Source organism: Streptomyces sp. NPDC058576, from assembly GCF_042718715.1.
In the GTDB taxonomy this organism is placed as follows: domain Bacteria; phylum Actinomycetota; class Actinomycetes; order Streptomycetales; family Streptomycetaceae; genus Streptomyces.
On record NZ_JBHXPF010000002.1, the window covers coordinates 33,727 to 50,776 of the forward strand.

Consider the following 17,050-nt stretch of genomic DNA (forward strand, 5'->3'; position numbering starts at 1 on the left):
CGCCCGCCCGGGCCGCGATCGCCGCTGCGCGCGGTTCGTGTGTCCGTGCCGACCTCTGGAACCTGCTCCCCGTGCCGGATCAGGTGAGACCCCCGCGCGCGTTCAGGTGGATGCCACGATGCACACCGGCGAAGGGACGTCCGTTTGTCCGACGAGTTCCGGAACGCCGCTCGTCCTGCTGAGGCGGAATGCGGTGACGGAATGCGACCGCTCGTTGGTCACGTACATCCAGGTGCCGTCCGTCCAGAGGTCGCGCGGCCAGTCCCCGCCGCATGCCACGTCGTCCACGACGGAGAGGCGCCCGTCCTCCTGCGCGACACGGTGGGTGGTGATGATGTCCGCGCCACGTATCGAGGTGTAGAGGTGCCGGCCGTCGGGACTCATCTTGATGGCCGCGGACAGCGACGCGGCCTCGACCGGCAACCGACTGGCAGGGAACACCGCGGCGGTGTCGAACGCCGGACCACCGGCTTCGGTGGGCCGGAGAACGACGATCGTGTGGTCGAGCTCCGACAGGACGTAGACGAGTCCGTTCGGGTGCTGGATCAGATGGCGCGGCCCGCTGCCCGCCGGCATGTCCACCTCGCCCACGAGGCCGAAGGACGATTCGTGACGGCGGTGGATGCGCACCTTGTCCGCTCCCAGATCCGTGCTGAGCACCAGGCCGGATGTGAGGAGGAGTGCGGCATGCGGATGAGGGCTTTCCTGCCGGTCCTTCCTGGGTCCGGACCCGCTGGCCTGCGCGACGGCCTGTGGTCCGCCTGTCGATCCGTGTTCGTCGAGCGGTACGAAGGAGACGCAGCCGGCCGTGTAGCTGCTGACGACCAGTTGCCGGTCGTCGGGTGCGACGGCGACATGGCACGCGCCGCCGGGCACTGACGCCTGTGCCAGCAGCCTGAGGCCGCTCGCGTCCGTGGCGTAGCACCGCACGTGGCTGGACCGACCTTCCCCAACAGCGTAGAGCCGGGAACCCCGGCGGCCGGTGGCCAGGTAGGAAGGGGATTCCTGCGGCGCGGCGAGGCCGGTCAGGTGCAGAGTGCCGTTGCCGGAGCGACGCGCTCCGTAGATGCCTTGTCCGGCACCTCGGTCTCCTGTGTACGTACCGATCCAGAAGTCGTTCATACGGGCAGCCTCGCTGTGAGGCCGCCGTCGATCAAGAGCCTCGGGCCGGTCATCGCACCGGCTGCGTCCGAGACGAGGAACGCGAACCACAGCCAGGCTGCCGGCACCGCAGGCGAATCGGGCTCCCTGCTGTCACGAGTGGTTCGCCGAAGTCCGGCTAGTGGGTGACGGCCAACTCAAGCGCATGAGCCTGTCGTTGACGCCAGCGACCCGAGACAACGCCCCCCCCAACACTGTCTGACGGTCAATCCGCACCACAGCGACCCCGCCCTGAAGGGACTCGACGAGTTGCTCGTACACCTGCCTCCGCTCTCCCACGGCAGTACGTGAGTGGTCCCGCCCGGACTCCCCGCGGGGCCGACCTACGGGCGCGGTGACGGTCCGTTCGGGTCACGCGCCGTCGCGCGGGTGGCGGAGCCGGGTGGGGGGCACGCCGAAGCGGCGGCGGATCTGCCGGCTGAACAGGAACGGGTCGCCGTAGCCGAGCATGGCGGCGATCTGGTGGACGGGCAGCGGGCTCTCGGCCAGCAGTTCACGCGCGCGCCGGAGCCGGTTCTCCAGGACGAAGTCGCGGTAGCTCGTGCCCAGCGAGCGTCGGAAGAGACGGCTGAAGTGGACCGGGGACAGGCCGACGCCGGCGGCCGCCTCGCGGAGCGGCAGGCGGAGGCCCGGCTCACGTCGGAGCCGGTCGGCGACCTGCCGGACGCGGGGCTCGTGTCCGTCGGGGGCGTCGTGCGGCCCGGCGTCCTCGCGGTAGACGTCCAGCAGGACGTGGAGCAGGGCGGCGGCGCTGCTCGTCGCGGCGGCCGGGTGCGGGTCCCGTACGCGGCGGACGACGTGCTGGAGGTCCCGGATCACGGTGCTGTCGTGCGACAGGCGCAGATGGCGTGAGGGCAGCCACTCGGCAGGCAGGGCGGCCGGGGCCGTCCCGTCGTGGAAGCCGAAGTGGCAGTAGACGACGGTGAGTCGGTCGGCCGGGTCCTGGACGACCGTCCCGGTGTCACCCGGCCGCAGCACCAGCGCGCTGCGCGGACGGAGCGCGATGCGCCGCCCGCCGATCACGGCACGGCCGCGGCCCGCGACCACCACCCACAGGTCGTGGTCCGTGATCCGGGGAGTCCACATCCAGCCGGGCTCGCAGTCGACGAAGCCGCACTCGTCCGTCGGCCGCGGCACGTGCGACCTCGACAGCATGGTGCACAGCCGGCGCCACGCGTCCGGATCGGAGTGGTCCATGTCGGGTGCCCATCGGCGTGAGAGGTGCGGTTCGGTCCAGGCTTTGGGCCGCTCGGTGCATTCTCCCCCCGCCCCGCCGCTCGTAGCGTCGGGTTCACAGGTCCCGGCGATCGGAGCAGCGGGTCCCGACGACACAGAGAAAGGCGGGCTATGGACACCGGTATCACGCTGGACCCCGAGGAGGGCGGCGGCTACCCGCGAGAGCTGTATTCCTTCGACCATCCCGTGGCGGTGCAGCCGGCACCGGAGCGGTTCTCGGACGACGACGTCGACTGCTACCGCCGGCACGGGTTCCTGGGCGTCTCCGACCTGCTCGCGCCGACCGAGGTGGCCGCGGTCCTCGACGGTCTGGCCGCGGTGCTGGCCGCCCCGCGCGGCGCCGACGTGCAGTACGAGGCCTGGGCGGCGGACCGCGTGCACGACCTGAGCGGGGTGCGGCGGAGGACCTGGTGCGCCGCATGATGCGCTTCACGGAGCTGGACGAGCGGCTCCGCGCCGTCGCGCACGCGCCCGGGTTGCTCGCCCTGGTCCGCCGGCTGGTCGGTGACGACCGGGTCGTGATGATCCAGGACATGGCGCTGCTCAAGCCGCCCGGCGGCGGCCGGGAGAAGCCCTGGCACCAGGACAACGCCTTCTTCCCGTTCGAGCCCGGGACGCCGATCATCGGTGTGTGGATCGCCCTGGACGAGGCGACCCCGGCCAACGGCTGCATGCACGTGCGTCCAGGCTCGCACCTGGCCGGTCCGGCGGTGCACTTCCGCCGGCGGGACTGGCAGCTCTGCGACGCCGACGTGCTCGCCGCCCGCGAGGACGAACCCGTCAGCGACGTGACGGTGCCCCTGCCGGCCGGGGGCGCGCTCTTCTTCGACGGTCTGCTCCACCACGGCACGCCCGAGAACCGCACCCGCACCAGGCGGCGCGCCCTGCAACTGCACTACGTGCCCGCTGCCGCCGTCCGGGTCCCCGAGGAGCGTCGGCTGGCGGTCTTCGGCAGCGGGGGCAAGAACGTCAGCTGCTGACCGACGGGCCCGGCCCGCCGCACGGGTGGTGCCGGGAACTGGTTCGACGCCGACGTCCCCGGTCTGACCGCACTCGCCGCCTGGGGCGTACGGGACGGGGCGCGCACAACGGGGAGCTGCACAACCACAACGACCTCGGCTCGGTGATCGTCCGGGCCGGGCGCAGGACCTGATCGCCGACCCGGGCCGGCGGCCCGTACGCCCGCGACCACTTCGTCGAACACCGCTACGACCCGGTGATCGTTCGGTGGGCGTGGGGTTTCAGGTGGTCGGGACGGGCCGGAGGACGGTCTGCGGGGCCGTTTCCAGCACCGTGCGGACCGCGTCGGCCGAGTTGGCGGCGCAGCCGGGGGACGAACTCGCGGCCGAGTACGTCCATACCGGGGCCGCCGCCGTACGAGATGAGCATGGAGCTGCGGCCCACGTCGGTGCCGAGGCAGACCTGGTGGAGCTTGCCGTGGGAGGCCAGGGTCTCCAGTAGGTCCAGTACGACCGAGTCGGGCCGGTACTTGATCCGCCCGACGGTGTCGTAGACGAGACGGGCGCCGTGCGCGACGAGATCTAGGTGGAGGGCGGGGTCGGGGTTGCGATCGGCGCCGGCTCGCTGCCGACGCCCGACAGCGGACCCGACAGAGTCGTCGCCGTTCTCGCGGAACTGGTGGACGCCGAAGCCGTCACAGCGTTGGGAGTGGCGGTCCCCGGCCACCTGAGCAGGAGCCACAGGTCGACGTCCGGACCGGTGCCGACGCGACGGCGGGTGTGGCGCCCCTGGTCGAGGCAGCCCGCCGGGGCGACGCCGCCGCCCGGCGGATCCTCGACCACGCGGGACAGACCATGGGCACCGCGCTGGGCAGCGTCCTGGCCCTGCTCGGACACCGCACCGTCGTCGTCGGCGGCGGTGCCGCCCCGGCTTTCGCGTTCATGCGCAAGGCCGTGGACAGGGCCCTTGTGCCCCGTCACTCCCTGATCGGAAACGTGGAGTTCCTTTCCGCACGCCTCGGGTTCCGGGCCGGTGCCATCGGAGCGGCCCTGCGGGTGGCGTCGCAACCTGAGGCCGCCCCCACCGAGCTCCACTACCGAGGACACCGCTCCCCCTGCGAACCAGCGCGGTGAAGGCCGTAGGTGGCGGGCGGAGGTACGGAGGTGCCGCAGCGCGCTGAGGGAGAACGTGTGATGGCTGTAGCGGCTGACGGTGGTTGTCCGCTGCGGTAAGGCCGAGGCGCGAGGTAGGTATACGAAGGCGGGCCGAATGCTGAACGGCAGCAGTAGGTGCTGACCCGAGACGCCGGGGGAGCAGCCACCGGCTCAAACTCCCCAGATTCTCCCCAAAATCGGTGTGGGTTCCGAGCGGCCGGACGGCGAAGTTCGGCTCGCCGTTGATTCAAAGGTTGCATCCCCGTATAACCTGGCGGAATGCTTTCCGAAGTCACCGCGACCCGCTACGTCACGCCCCTGCGTGAGGGCGGCTCGCTCCCCGGCATCGTCGAGGCCGACGATCTCGGTACGTACGTCATGAAGTTGTCTACCTGGTGGCGCTGACCTGCGGATTTGTGATCCTAGGGGCCCCTGGCCTGCGTGGATGTGTCTTTCACTGTCTTTCAGTTTCGTGCTGCGTTATGTAGCCGATTCTCCCCACGCGCTCCCCAAGCCTTCGAATACTCCCCAGATTCTCCCCAGAGGTGCTAATGCCGCGAGTGCCGTGCCTGGGGCGGGCGGGTGCTCGTTTGGCTGTATAGCCAGCACGCTGAGTGATCACTGCGCGTCGTGCCTGCCCCCGTCAGCGGCTGACGGAGTTGATTTTGCAAGGCAGGAGTTGGCGGTTTCCGGTCCCACATGGCACAGGTTGTGGATAGCGTCCTGTGGTGTCCAGGCTGGTCCAGGTGAGATGCAAGAGGCCAGGTCAGCCGATTCTGTTCAGGCGCGTCGACCCTGTTGGTGAGATGCGTGTGAGAGGAAACGCTCTCTCGCGTGAGACGGGACGAACCCCCGTCGGCCTCAGCCGGCGGGGGTTCTCAGCGCGGTGGTGGGCCCCCGGGGAATCAGTGAGCGTTTTCAGCTTCGCCACTCCAGGGTGACCCCATCGTCCTCGCTTGAGCCCCGGAAGCTCCTCGGCTGGGCCCGCCGGGCGGTCACTTCGCTGAGGGGCTGGCTCCGCATGTCGGGGCGGAAGACGATCACAGGGAGGGGCAGAACGCATGCTCGAAGTATCCTTCCTGCAAGGTTCTCCGGCCCGTACTTCCCGACCTCTGCAGTGGCGTAGTCGGACGGAGGCATCCCTGTGGAGAGGACAGAGGGCGATGAGTGTGGCCGAGAGTTGGTCGCGTGTGATGAATCTGCTGCGGGAGCACGCGCCGGCCGATCACGCGGATCTGCCCGGGCCCGCTACGGAGCAGATGCTCGCGGCAGCCGAGGAACGGATGGGGATCTCCCTGCATGGGGACCTGCGGACGTGGCTGTTGCAGAACAATCTGGATCTGTCGGAGGAAGATTTCGACGACGAAGTGCAATGCTGCGGTTTCGATGGGTTCCCCGACGAGGGGAGCTTCTTTCTGGGCATCCGGGCGATAGAGAGGCTCTACGCGAACCGTTCCACGTCCTGCGGATTCGACCCGACGGACCAGCCGGACTACCCGTTCTGGCGCAACGAGTGGGTCCCGTTCCTGTCGGACCAGGACGGCTGGATGGGAAAGTTCATCGACGCGAGGGACGGACGTATCGGCAGATGGTTCGTGGGTGAGCCCACGGTCACCGGCGAGTACGCGTCACTTGCTCACTACTTCGACTCCGTGGCGGAGATGCTGACAAGGATCGGCGCGGGGGACTATCCGGTCTGTTCCGTTGCCGAAGGGCGACTTGTCTGGTCGTGAGACGGTTCCCCCCTGGAAGGGCAATGAGCTTCATCAGCGTTGACGTTCCAGAGTGAGGATGGCTGCGGCATTGACGGTCAGGCGGTTGGGGCTGCAGCGGGCCCGGCGGAGGATCTGCCAGGACTTCAGCCTTGCGATGCTTCGTTCGACCGGTGCCCGTGCTGCTGACAGGGCCCGGTTGATCGTTCGTTGGGTCGTGGTGAGGTCCCGGTTCGGGAGCCGTCTGATCGGTGTGGTCACCCAGGGGCCGGCTCCGATGTAGGCGCGGTCGGCGAGGACGGGGACGCCCTGGCGTTCGCAGATCCGGATGATGCGGTGGGTGCGGGCCGCGGTCAGGTCGTGGGTGCGGCCGGGCAGCGCGGGTGAGATCCACAGCAGGTTGCCTGCGGGGTCGGCGATGACCTGCACGTTCACGCTGTGGCGACGGTGCTTCTGCGAGAAGTCGCTCCGGCTGTCTCCGACGCCGTCGCACTCGGCGAGCGTCCCGTCGAGCAGGACGTGCTCAGGATCAGTCTCGCGTAGGACACGCAGCAGGCCGGGCGCCCGTCGGGACAGGTGATCGATGACGGCCGTGACGTAGGCGTGGGCGGTGCCGACGATATGCCGAAGCCGGCGGCGATCTGCGCGAGCGTGTCGTGGCGGCGAAGGTAGACCAGGCCGACGAGGGCGCGCTGGTGGGGCGGGAGCTTGCAGCGGCGGTCACCCTCACGGGTGACGATGAGCATGGATACCCACTCGACCAGGGCGTGCGGCAGGTCGAGTGCGGCAGGTCGGCGAACCAATGAGGCTCCTGCGTTGCTGAGTTGAGGTGTCGAACATCTCTCTCAACGGCACGGGAGCCTCGTGCGTTGCGGAACGCTGGCCCATCACCCGATCGGTGGCCACTCTGAAAGTGCTCAGTGTTCGGGCGCCGGCAGGAGGCTCTCAGGCAGGCGTTGGTAGAGGCTTCGCCGGGCCGCGTAGTCGTCGCGGTCTGCTGTGTAGTGCGCCAGCCGCCTGCCCAGGCGTCGAGAGAAGCGAACCTGGATTTCTCCAGGGCTGCCGGTCGGGCTGCCAAGCGCCGACGCCCCGGTGGCGCGCTCCTTGACCGGCTCATCTCGGCTTGCGACGGAGATGTTCGTCTCAGCGAGAAGGAGCTGGTCTCCTTGGCGGTGCTGCTGCTCGTGGCCGGACACGAGACCACCACCAACGCCCTCCTGGCGCTGCTCCAGCACCCGGCCGAGCTGGGTCGCCTCCGCGAGAATCCGGACGACGTCCCGGCCGCGCTGGACGAACTGCTGCGCTTCGACTCTCCAGTGAGTACGGCAACCTTCCGGTTCACCACGGAAGCCGTCACGCTCGGCGGTACCGATATCCTCGCCGGTGTCCCGGTCCTGGTCGCCCTCGGGGCAGCTAACCGAGGCCCGGCGCGGTTCCCGGCGCCAGACCAGCTCGACCTGGACCGTAACGCGGCTGCTCACCTCGCCTTCGGCCATGGCATCCACCGATGTGTCGGCGCGCCCCTGACCAAGGCCGAGCTGGAGATCGCCCTGCGAGCGGTGCTGAACCGATTTTCTGGGATTCGCCCTGCCGTACCGATTGATCAAATGGACTGGCGGCGCACCCGTCTCGTCTGCGGACTTGCCTCGCTCCCCCGCCTGGCGTAACCCATTTCACGGGCTGATAGCCGTCAACCCGGCCTACTCTCCAAGGCCCAGCACCGCATCGAGCCCACGGACCGTGTCTTCCACGCTCATCGACGAATTGTCAATGAGTGGAACGTCGCGCTCCACCCAACCGGACATCTGTTCACGAATAATGCCGATGGTCTCCGATGACAGAAGGCGATGGCCGGTGCGCCGACTGTTGCGCTTCTCCAGAGTTTCAATGGACGGCATCAGGACGACCAGCCGTACGGCGATGTCTCCCAGGTCTCGCTCCCACCCCCGGAGACTCACGGCGTCCCAGTCAGGAAAGATCGCATCGTCCACGACGCACGGATAGCCCGCACTCATGTATTCACGAACCGCGAGAGCAATGCAACGTCTCGCCATGTGGTACTGCTGTTCGGCAACAGCGTTCCAGCCGTCCTCCGGGTTTGCGTACCCAGATTTCACCCAGTCCCGGACGTCATCGAGAGAAATATGAACCGTCGGGGTGGACCGGCTCTTCGCCCATGAATCGGCCAGCGTACTTTTCCCCGCCCCTGCTGGTCCGGTGATGAGGAGAACGAAGGAATCCTCAGCGGTTCCCTGGGTTTCCATTTCTTTCCTCCTGGTTGCGAGGCGAGGCCACGAAGCGAGATTTCTCGATCAATGAGATTACCCGAAGAAGGCAAGGAAATATGCATGTGTAACTAAGCTTTCAAGTGTGGGCGTGCCACGAAGCTCGCAGGTTTCAGGTCAAATCCAAGTGGGGGTCTTGCGCTACGGCACGGATGATTACCAGGGGGTGCCACGCTAGACCTCGCAGGTCACCATGAGGGCGCGAGTCCGAGTGAAAGGAGAGCCGCGATGTATGCGCTTTCAGTTGAGGACTTGATCTTAGGCATAGAAGTGAACTCGGCGCAAGGGAAGATTGGCCATACGCTAAATACCCCGAAAGTCGCCTCGGTGGCACCAAGGGAAGAATGACCGATTCGCACATTTCTCATTCTGCAACCATCCGACGCCGATCGCCTTGACGGACACAGTCGGACACGGCACCGCCTTCCGGGGATTTTCACCCACGACTCGGGGGCTGAAATATCCATGCGGGGTGGGACACGTGCGAGATCAAGCGAGTAGAGGCGGCGCCCAGAACGACCCGGCGCGAAAAGACCAAGGAGCCTCTTCAACCTCACGCTGGTGCGTGAAGGACGAGGACTGCCTTCACGACGTTAGCCTCGAAGTTTCGTGACGGTCCGCCGACGGAGTCGGTGGGCCGTTTTCGTGCCGTGGGCTGAAGGTGGGCAGGCTGAGGGCCCGAGTGTCGTCTCGGGGTGGCGCCGGGTTCCACTGCTCCAGTGTCGGGTTGCTGTCGTAGGGACGGGAAAGTTGCTGGTCAGCCGAGGTTCGGCAGGAGTGCGAGCCGTTCGAGTGCGTCGGTGATCACGTGGGTCCAGGGCCAGTGCCGGGCGAGGCGGAGGATCCGGCGGCGGCCGGTGGTGACGAGTTGTCCGGCCGCGGTGAACAGGCGGAGCCGCAGGCGGCGGGGTTCCCAGAGGCGGGCTGTGCCGGTCAGGGCGAGCATCGGCATCCAGACCAGCAGGTCGAGAGCCAGCTGCACGATCTCCAGCCAGATCCGGTTCTGCGCGGTGCGGTGCAGGGGCAGGTTGCGCAGGCCGGTGGCGCGAGCGGCCCGGATGCGGTCCTCGGCCCGGGCCCGCAGCCGGTGACGGAGCTCGAGTTCAGCGATCGGGAGGCTGGTGGTGTTGGTGGCGAAGCACGTCAGCCGCATGCCGTCCGCGTCCGTAATCCTCAACTGGGCTCCGGGGTGCGGTCGTCCCTTCGGGACGATCAGCCGCATCCGCTTCGGCGATCCGTGAAGGACGTCACCGGTGAGTTCGGCGACCCAGGCACCGTCACGGATCTCGCCGCCGGTCTCGACGGCCGGCGTCCAGGCGGAGGCCGGGACCTTCAGGACATGGCTGTGGATCTGCTCGGTGACGGTCATGCCGACCGAGTAGGACAGCCATCGGCCCCGCTGGGCGAGCCAGGCGACGAAGGCGTGGGTGCCGCCGGCGGAGTCGGTGCGGATCAGGGTCCGGCGCCCGCGCCGGTACTTCTTCGGCAGCTGGGCCAGGGCCAGCTTGGCGGTGGTGATGTGGTCGGCCGCCGTGTTCGAGCCCGCGTTGCCCGGCCCGAGCAGGGCCGCGACCGGCTCACCCGTGCCGCCCGGCCCGTGGTCGACGAACCCCGTCAGCGGGTGGTGCCCGTAGGTCCGCTTCCACGTCGGGGCCGCGTCCTCCTTCTCGGAGTGCGCGAGAGCCAGCACCCCGTCGACGTCCACGGTCACCGTCCCGCCGGCATCGGGCGCCCCGGCGCCGGCCAACTTCCAAACGCGGGCGCGGGCTTCGGCCCGCGCCGACCGGATCCTTCTCCCTGGAGGCGGCGAGGGTGTCGACGAGACGGGACCGTCGGGTCGGAGGCCACCGGCCCGAACACAGCCGGCTCGGCCCGCAGCATGCCGACATCCGCCAGGCAGTCCCCGCCCGACGCGACCGCCAGGGCCACGTCCAGCAGGACCTTCCCCGGATCATGCACCGCCCGAGGCCGCCGCCACGGCACCAGCGCCGCCGATATCGCGGTGTCCAGGCCCGCCTTGCGGACCGTCTCGACCAGCAGCACCCCTCCGGCCTGGGAGGCCACCGCCCGGCGATGCGGACACGCGGATAGGACCCGTTACGCTTCTTCACCTGAGGAGTGCTTCTTTCATGCGACGACCCGGACCCTAGACAAGTCCCATCGTTGCAGGTCAGGAGCACTCTTCGCGTTTCCGATCATGCATCGGACAACCAGGCGCATGAAAGCCCGAGGCTAGAAGTGTGAGCGCGGCTATGACCCGTCTGCTCCGCACAGCCCGGCGAGGAAGGCGGGGGAGAGGTTGTTGGGGAAGCCTTCGTGTGGGAGGCGCCGCAGGATGCTCTGCCAGAGTTCGGGTGAGAGGCGGGATGGGGGGCGTTCGATGGAGGCTCGCAGGTCGAGTAGCGCCGTCTTGGCGGGGTCGGTGAGGATGAAGTGCTGGTCGCTGCCGTACTTCTGGTCGGTGTCGCCTCGAAACCGCGTGAGATGCATCGGCAGACCGAAGACCGGGTCCAGGAGGGCTGCGGCGATGTGGTGTGGCCCTGGTCCTTGGTCGCGCACATGCGAGGACCGCACGACGATCCGTGTGTGCCCAAAACGCCGTTCCGCGGTAGCCGTCTGCGAGGTAGGTGTTGGCCACGGTGTGAAGGAGGGCTGTGCGGCGCAGTAGCCCGCTGCCCAGCCAGGCTCCGCGATGCTGGACATGGACGAAAAGATCGTTGTCGTCCTCCCACTGGGAGAAGTGCTCACGCTCGCCGGCGATCCATGTTGACCGAGAGGTGCGCCAGCAGAGCTGCATGGTATCCGGGTCGATCCACTTGTTGAGCATGTTCTGCTCCGCCTCGCGCCACAGCGAGTGGGGCAGACCACTCAGCCGTAGCCGCGTGGCCTGGCCCAGTACGCGGAGTTCGATCGCTGTGCGGAAGCGTTTGACGATGCGCAAGCCGGGCACGCCGTGCAGTTCCCCTTCCGGAGGGAGGGTGGAGAGGAGCCCGAACAGGATCTCTGCAGCACGGTCCACGCTTTCTACCTGGAGTGTGAGCAGATTCGAACCGGGCTGGACTGAGACGATGCCGAGGGGGAAGCGCGTGCATACGTTGCGGTTCTCTAGGAGGCCGAGGAACACGCGCGCCTCCAGGCGCATTTGGGCCGCGTGTGCTGGAGCGGGGATTGGAGCTGCTGCGGTTTCAGGCAGCAAGTCCAGGGCCCGTCGGGCTTGCTGGATACTTTCACCCGTGTACTTGACGCGGTTCAGCGCGACGGATTGGTTGTAGGCACACATGACTCTCCTGAGCAACTCGGCCCTGAGCGCTGGGAAGTAAGACTCGTGTGCGACAGTGCGTCGTCCTGAGTGATCGGTGACCGGTTCACCCGAGCGTGGAGGAATGGGCCGAAGCGTCTCCAGGGAGCGGTGGTCATGCCGCAACTGCACCTTGAAGCACACGATGTCGGTTGTGACGAGCCACTCGCGGTGGCTGGTGGCAATTCACTCGCACGAGCTCCCCGCGGTTCCGCTTGGAAGCGAGCCAGCTGCGCGGCCTCGAACTCCCAGACCGGCTTCTCCTCGCGGTCCCGGTCACGGGCTTCGAACACCGCGATGCCGGCCGGCCGCATGAGCCCCTGTGCGGTCAGCTCCTCGATCTTGCGGAGGTTGACCTGGCTCCAGTTGCTGCGCGGCCTGCGCGGGGTGAACCGGATCGTCCAGGAGGAGCCGTCGATCGGGCTCTGCCGGCCGTCGATCCAGCCGTAGCACAGGGCCTGGTCGACCGCCTCCGACCAGCTCAGCGTGGGCTTGCCCGCGCCCTTCTTCTACATGCCCACCCGGCATTCGGAGGCAGTCCCGTGGTGCTCCTCCAGCCAGCCCCGGAACTCGCAGGACTTGTGAAGAAGGTTGGCTCCCTGCGCGGTGCTCCCGTCGGGCGTCTCGTCGGTTCCATTGAACCTGTCGGGTACGACAATCCGAGAGTTTCACCGCGCCGCCCGGGATCTGCGCCGGGGTGCCATCACCATGACGGGCAGCCAGCCACATGAGCCGAGCGGGGACGGATCGGCCGCAGGCCCCTCGTTCGAGGGAGCGGAAGAGGCGCGGGCTCGCCAACGCGAGAGAACATCTCAGCTCAAAGTGGGCTGACGGTATTCTCCTCGTCCTCCGGGATCGGCGCGTTCGGACTTCCACAGGATCCGGAGGCGAAACAGCCCGCGCCGACGCAGACTGCCGCACAGGTCGCGGACGTGGCACGCAGCGCTCGGAGTCAGCCACTCGGCCTGGCCGCGCTTGTGGCGGTGCGGGATGACCGGGCCAGTGCCCGCCGGCCACCATCTGCATTGACCGTCGCCTCGCTGGCGGCCTCTTTCGAGGGAGCGGCCGAACACGTTGTTGTGATCTCAGGTGAGGTCTGCCTGCGGGGCCAGGGGTGCGGCGTCATGAGCTGATTCGTCCCGTCTGAACCGGCGCCGGTAACGTGGAACGAGCAGCGCGCAGTAGAGGAGGGCGAAGGCGGTCCATGCCAGGTATAGGCCGTGCAGGCCGAGTCCTGCGTGGATGCCGAGGAGCCATCCGAGCGGGATGAGCAGCACGTAGTCGCTGGTCATGGAGGCGATGAGGACGGCCCGGGTGTCTCCTGCGGCGCGGAGCAGGGCGGCGTACGACATGCCGACCGCAAGGGGTGCCATGCTGAGCAGGGCCAGGGGCGTGGTGCCCCAGGCACGCTGGGCGACCTCGGGGTCGGAAGTGATCCAGCCCAGCAGGACGGGGCCGAGGAGGAGCGCCACGGCGGATGGCACGGCGAGCATGAGCAGGAGGAGCCTGGTGCCCGTCCGGTGCCAGGCCCGCGCGTTCCGGGTGGCACCCCTGCCGAGTTCCTGTCCGGCCAGGATGGTGATGGCCGTGGAGGCGGAGCCGAGGAAGGTGTAGACGACGAGGGTCAGGTTGTCCACGATCCGGTAGGCGGCGAGGTCCTCGGTGCTCATACGGGCGGCGAAGCCGGCTAGCAATGCCTCGTTGACGTATCCGATGCCCAGCGTGCTCATCTCCGGCCAGCCGACGCGCCACAGTCTTCCGGTCTCGGCCCTGGCCGCGCCCGCCTCCCGTGCGGGACGCGGCAGCCTAGTCCGGCAGTACACGAGGAGGAACCCCGTGCCCGCCACCGTCGCGGCGAGGGTGGAGAGCGCGGCACCGGTGACGCCGAGGCCGGCGCGGAAGATGAGGAGGAGGCCGAGGGGGAGGTTCACCAGGTTGACGAGCAGCGCCGTGTACATCGCGGCGCGGGTGGCCCCGATGCCCGCACAGGCGGCTTGCAGGGTGAAGGACACGGCGGCGAACGGGACGGCGAACGCCAGCACGCGCAGGTAGCCGGACCCCTGCCCGAGGACGTCGTCGGCCGCGCCCAGAGCGGTCAGGGCGAGGGGCGCCGCGGCGTGGAGGGCGGCGCCGATGAGTGCGCCCACGGCGGCGGAGGTGATCAGCCCGGTGCGTACGACGCGGCCGACGTCACCGGGGCGGCCGGCGCCGTGGCACTGGGCCACCCGGACCTGGACGGCCGTAGCCCAGCCTCGTACGACGATCAGGGCGATCAGGTACACGGGTGCGGCCAGTGCGAAGGCTCCGAGCGCGTCGGTGGACACGCGGGCGAGCATCACCGTGTCGACGATGTTGACCGCGACCTGCGTCAGCCCGGCGACGAGCAGAGGGCAGGCCAGGATCCACGCGCCGCGGAGCGTGGGGCGTGCGGGGTCCTTCACAGGGCGGCCTGGGCGGCTTCCAGGAGTTCGGGGTCGCGGTCGAGGAGGATCAGGGTGTCTACCCGTGAGTCCTTCCAGGCCAGGACCCGGTCGACGATGGCGGGCAGCGGCCCCACCAGGGCGACCTCGTCGAGCAGTGTGTCGGGAACGGCCGCCACCGCGTCCGCGCGGCGTCCGTCGGACAGGTGCCGGCGGACGGTGCGGGCCTGGCCTTCGTATCCCATCTGGCAGGCGACGTCGAAGTAGGTGTTCCGTCCTCCGGGCCCTACCGCGCCGATCAGATGCGCGAAGAGCGGGCGGAGTTTGTCCCGGCCCTCCTGCGCCGTCTCGGCGCGGGCAACGTAGACGATGGGGCTGATCTTCATGTCACCGCCGGTCCGGCCGGACCGGCGCAGGCCCTCGTCGAGGGGATGGGTCAGAGCGGCCTCGTGTTCCGGTGCGTACAGGCCCGCCAGCCAGCCGTCGGCGATCTCGCCGGTCAGCTCGACGTTATGCGGCCCGATCGCCCCCAGGTAGATGGGGAGGTCCGGGCGCAACGGCCGCATGTCGGCCTTCACCGGCCGGGCGGTGCCACTGGAGCCGGGGCCCCGGTAGGGCAACTGGTAGATGTCGCCGTCGTGTTCGACCCGTTCGGTGTGCGCGACGGCTTTGCGGACGATCTCGACGTACTCGCGGGTGCGCCGCAGGGGACGGGAGTACGGCCGGCCGTGCCAGCCTTCGACGATCCACGGCACGGACAGACCCAGCCCCAGCTGGAAGCGGCCGCCGGAGAGCACGTCCAGGGTCATGGCGGTCATCGCCGTGGCGGCGGGCGTGCGGGCGGGAATCTGCATGATCGCGGTGCCGAGCTTGACGTGCTCGGTGGTTGCGGCGAGATAGCCGAGCACGCTCACGGCGTCGGGGCCGTACTCCTCGACGCTCCACACCGAGTCGATGCCGATCCTGTCGGCGTGCCGGACGACGGGGAGGATCTCTTCGACGGGTTCTCCGCCGTAGCCCAGGGCAAGCCCGAGACGCATGCGATGACTCCTTGGGGTCGAGTGCGGGGGCAGGTGTTCGTCAGGAGAACGGGAGCGGGTCGAGAACCAGGGTGCTCGCGTCGGGCGGCGGCGGGACCCAGCCGCGAGCGGCCGGCTCGTGGAGGAGCCGGCTGCCGCCGAGGAAGGGGAAGGCGGCCGGGGCATTGCAGGAGAGCCCCGGCACCAGGACGCGGGCGACATGAAGTCCGGCCGCCCGTACGGGCGGAGGCGTGAGGTCCACAGCGATGGCCCGCAGGCCCTGTGCGGTGAGGAGGCGGACGTACCCGTCGAGGTCCGCCGGCCCGGCTGCGACCGGCGGCCGCGATCCGTGCGGGAGCCGCGGGGTGCGGAGCCGGGTCAGCCGCGCGTCCTGCATGCGCGGGTCCAGGTAGAGCTGGAGGTGGAGGCCGACGTCGTTGAGGTCACGCCTGTCGGGGCGGAAGTCGTCCCGGTAGGCGCGGTCGCTCCGGTACGGCCGGAAGGGCCGGCGGTCCATCCGTCCTTGACGGACCGCACTCCAGAAGTCGCTGACGTCGTCGAGTAGTTCCAGCGACGTCTCGTGCGTGCCGATCGCCTCGGTCAGCGCCTTGGCGGCGGCGGCTTCGGCGGTGTTACGACAGGCGCTGCCGAACGCCACGATCCGGCGTGCGGCATCCTCGATGAAGGCACCGGCGACGACCACGTCCAGCATGGAGGGGATCCGCAGCAGGGTCACACGCAGCCCCGAAGCGGCGGCCTCGCTCAGCGCGGTCGCCAGCGCCGCGTGGTGCGTGGGAGCCAGCGGCGCGGCGGGAGCGCCGCTGAGCCACCACAGGGTCACCGCGTCACGCTCCAGCACCTCCCGCAGCGCGGCGAGCCGAGCCTCCTCGGGGCTGCTCCCCGCCGCCGTACCGGCGAGGACCGGATAGTTCGTGGGCGGCTGCGCCCTGCGCGCTCCCCGGTAGTAGTTGACGTAGGTCAAGGACGCGGGCACCCAGGTCTCCCGGCCGTTGCTCAGGTCCCTGCCGGCCGTCCAGGCGATCGGCAGGTCACGGGTCATCGGGACGAAGGGGAAGCCTCTACTGGCGTACTGGCCCGGCGAGTACAGGGCGAATTCGCCGGGATTCACGGCTGTGCGGCCCGAGGCGGCCAGTTGGGTGTGGCTCACGACGGGCAGCTTGTCGGGCACCAGGTTGGCGCAGTACCGCTCGACCGCCTCACCCACGGCTGCCCTTCGTGCCTGATCGTGGTCGCCGAGGGCCGCGCCGCCGGTGACCGTGTCGACCGCGGCCGGTGCGAGGGCCCGGCCTGCCGAGAGCCGGGCGGTGTAGGAGACGCAGCTCGGCACTGTCTCTACCCGCGGACGGTCCTGGGTGACGTGGCGGATCAGGTGCAGGCCGGCGTCCGCGAGACGACCTGCGGCGCTCTCGGCGCCCTGATTCACGGGGCCGGCCGGTGCGGTTCGACCGGATGCTGTTGCCAATGCCCCACGCTCCTCGATCGGTGGTGTGCGGACGATGTACGCGGGAGTTCCGGACGCGGCGTGCGGTGGGAGGCAGCGATGTCACCGCCTCCCACCGCACGGTTGCGCAGATGAGCTGCTAGCAGATGAGCTGCTAGTCGTCCGAGTCCTCCACGTCCTCACGCCACTCGAACGGCGCGTCGACGGCGGGGGTGTGCGACTTCAGGGAGCCCGACTGGGGCTCTTCCGGTTCTGCCCAACCTGCGTGAGCCATGTGCGTCCTCCTTGAGATGGGCACATGATGTGCTCTGATGCACATCATGTGCAGGTGCAGACGACTTGC

General features: G+C 69.0%; 13 protein-coding genes and 3 pseudogenes. 6 read left to right on the plus strand and 10 right to left on the minus strand.

Annotated features, from left to right (window positions below; genetic code table 11):
- Positions 1-102: 102 nt before the first annotated feature.
- Both ACFWRV_RS01590 and ACFWRV_RS01595 read right to left on the minus strand, forming a co-directional pair.
- Positions 103-1,122, minus strand: a complete 1,020-nt coding sequence (locus ACFWRV_RS01590; RefSeq protein ID WP_384326770.1) for a lactonase family protein — start codon at positions 1,120-1,122, stop codon at positions 103-105.
- Between the two features lie 390 nt (positions 1,123-1,512).
- Positions 1,513-2,358 (minus strand): AraC family transcriptional regulator, encoded by an 846-nt coding sequence (locus tag ACFWRV_RS01595; protein WP_384326771.1) that lies wholly within the window; start codon positions 2,356-2,358, stop codon positions 1,513-1,515.
- A 150-nt stretch (positions 2,359-2,508) separates the two neighbouring features.
- On the opposite strand from ACFWRV_RS01595, the gene ACFWRV_RS01600 reads away from it, so the two are divergent.
- Together ACFWRV_RS01600 and ACFWRV_RS01605 are read left to right on the plus strand one after the other, a co-directional pair.
- Positions 2,509-2,820, plus strand: a complete 312-nt coding sequence (locus ACFWRV_RS01600; protein ID WP_384326773.1) for a hypothetical protein — start codon at positions 2,509-2,511, stop codon at positions 2,818-2,820.
- Positions 2,817-3,377 carry a phytanoyl-CoA dioxygenase family protein gene (locus ACFWRV_RS01605; RefSeq protein ID WP_384326775.1) on the plus strand — a complete coding sequence of 187 codons (561 nt, stop codon included), beginning with the start codon at positions 2,817-2,819 and terminating at the stop codon, positions 3,375-3,377. The genes ACFWRV_RS01600 and ACFWRV_RS01605 overlap by 4 nt, the downstream gene beginning before the upstream one ends.
- A gap of 226 nt (positions 3,378-3,603) precedes the next feature.
- Here ACFWRV_RS01605 and ACFWRV_RS01610 read toward each other — a convergent pair whose 3' ends face one another.
- On the minus strand, positions 3,604-4,098 hold the full coding sequence (locus tag ACFWRV_RS01610; protein WP_384326776.1) for a hypothetical protein: 495 nt from the start codon (positions 4,096-4,098) through the stop codon (positions 3,604-3,606).
- Positions 4,099-4,136: 38 nt separating this feature from the next.
- Between ACFWRV_RS01610 and ACFWRV_RS01615 the strand changes: the two genes are divergently transcribed.
- The 3 genes from ACFWRV_RS01615 to ACFWRV_RS01625 all read left to right on the plus strand — a co-directional run bounded on the left by ACFWRV_RS01615 (position 4,137) and on the right by ACFWRV_RS01625 (position 6,244).
- Positions 4,137-4,490 (plus strand): ROK family protein, encoded by a 354-nt coding sequence (locus tag ACFWRV_RS01615; protein WP_384326778.1) that lies wholly within the window; start codon positions 4,137-4,139, stop codon positions 4,488-4,490.
- Positions 4,491-4,790: 300 nt separating this feature from the next.
- Positions 4,791-4,916 carry a hypothetical protein gene (locus ACFWRV_RS01620; protein WP_307717998.1) on the plus strand — a complete coding sequence of 42 codons (126 nt, stop codon included), beginning with the start codon at positions 4,791-4,793 and terminating at the stop codon, positions 4,914-4,916.
- A gap of 758 nt (positions 4,917-5,674) precedes the next feature.
- The gene (locus ACFWRV_RS01625; protein ID WP_384326780.1) at positions 5,675-6,244 is read left to right on the plus strand and encodes an SMI1/KNR4 family protein; all 570 of its coding nucleotides are present in this window, start codon (positions 5,675-5,677) and stop codon (positions 6,242-6,244) included.
- A 33-nt stretch (positions 6,245-6,277) separates the two neighbouring features.
- Here ACFWRV_RS01625 and ACFWRV_RS01630 read toward each other — a convergent pair.
- Positions 6,278-7,026, minus strand: a pseudogene (locus ACFWRV_RS01630) (transposase family protein).
- Between the two features lie 267 nt (positions 7,027-7,293).
- On the opposite strand from ACFWRV_RS01630, the pseudogene ACFWRV_RS01635 reads away from it, so the two are divergent.
- Positions 7,294-7,890: pseudogene (locus tag ACFWRV_RS01635) on the plus strand (cytochrome P450); the annotation flags it as partial.
- A 33-nt stretch (positions 7,891-7,923) separates the two neighbouring features.
- Here the strand turns inward: ACFWRV_RS01635 and ACFWRV_RS01640 are convergent.
- The 6 genes and pseudogenes from ACFWRV_RS01640 to ACFWRV_RS01665 all read right to left on the minus strand — a co-directional run bounded on the left by ACFWRV_RS01640 (position 7,924) and on the right by ACFWRV_RS01665 (position 16,689).
- Entirely contained in the window at positions 7,924-8,487 is a 564-nt protein-coding gene (locus ACFWRV_RS01640; RefSeq protein ID WP_384326782.1) for an AAA family ATPase, read from the minus strand.
- A 778-nt stretch (positions 8,488-9,265) separates the two neighbouring features.
- A pseudogene (locus tag ACFWRV_RS01645) lies at positions 9,266-10,619 on the minus strand (IS1380 family transposase).
- A 139-nt stretch (positions 10,620-10,758) separates the two neighbouring features.
- On the minus strand, positions 10,759-10,998 hold the full coding sequence (locus tag ACFWRV_RS01650; RefSeq protein WP_384326784.1) for a hypothetical protein: 240 nt from the start codon (positions 10,996-10,998) through the stop codon (positions 10,759-10,761).
- Between the two features lie 1,893 nt (positions 10,999-12,891).
- Positions 12,892-14,247, minus strand: coding sequence for an MATE family efflux transporter (locus ACFWRV_RS01655; protein ID WP_384326785.1), 1,356 nt, complete (start codon positions 14,245-14,247; stop codon positions 12,892-12,894).
- Positions 14,244-15,266 carry an LLM class F420-dependent oxidoreductase gene (locus ACFWRV_RS01660; RefSeq protein ID WP_384326787.1) on the minus strand — a complete coding sequence of 341 codons (1,023 nt, stop codon included), beginning with the start codon at positions 15,264-15,266 and terminating at the stop codon, positions 14,244-14,246. The genes ACFWRV_RS01655 and ACFWRV_RS01660 overlap by 4 nt, the downstream gene beginning before the upstream one ends.
- A 40-nt stretch (positions 15,267-15,306) precedes the next feature.
- Entirely contained in the window at positions 15,307-16,689 is a 1,383-nt protein-coding gene (locus ACFWRV_RS01665; protein WP_384326788.1) for a YcaO-like family protein, read from the minus strand.
- Positions 16,690-17,050: the final 361 nt, after the last annotated feature.

What these genes read in the sequence shown, in the direction of transcription:
- ACFWRV_RS01590 (WP_384326770.1), bottom strand. Translation starts at nt 1,122, where the DNA reads ATGAACGACTTCTGGATCGGTACGTACACAGGAGACCGAGGTGCCGGA.
- ACFWRV_RS01650 (WP_384326784.1), bottom strand. Translation starts at nt 10,998, where the DNA reads ATGCATCTCACGCGGTTTCGAGGCGACACCGACCAGAAGTACGGCAGC.
- ACFWRV_RS01605 (WP_384326775.1), top strand. Translation starts at nt 2,817, where the DNA reads ATGATGCGCTTCACGGAGCTGGACGAGCGGCTCCGCGCCGTCGCGCAC.
- ACFWRV_RS01625 (WP_384326780.1), top strand. Translation starts at nt 5,675, where the DNA reads ATGAGTGTGGCCGAGAGTTGGTCGCGTGTGATGAATCTGCTGCGGGAG.
- ACFWRV_RS01595 (WP_384326771.1), bottom strand. Translation starts at nt 2,358, where the DNA reads ATGGACCACTCCGATCCGGACGCGTGGCGCCGGCTGTGCACCATGCTG.
- ACFWRV_RS01620 (WP_307717998.1), top strand. Translation starts at nt 4,791, where the DNA reads ATGCTTTCCGAAGTCACCGCGACCCGCTACGTCACGCCCCTGCGTGAG.
- ACFWRV_RS01640 (WP_384326782.1), bottom strand. Translation starts at nt 8,487, where the DNA reads ATGGAAACCCAGGGAACCGCTGAGGATTCCTTCGTTCTCCTCATCACC.
- ACFWRV_RS01660 (WP_384326787.1), bottom strand. Translation starts at nt 15,266, where the DNA reads ATGCGTCTCGGGCTTGCCCTGGGCTACGGCGGAGAACCCGTCGAAGAG.
- ACFWRV_RS01600 (WP_384326773.1), top strand. Translation starts at nt 2,509, where the DNA reads ATGGACACCGGTATCACGCTGGACCCCGAGGAGGGCGGCGGCTACCCG.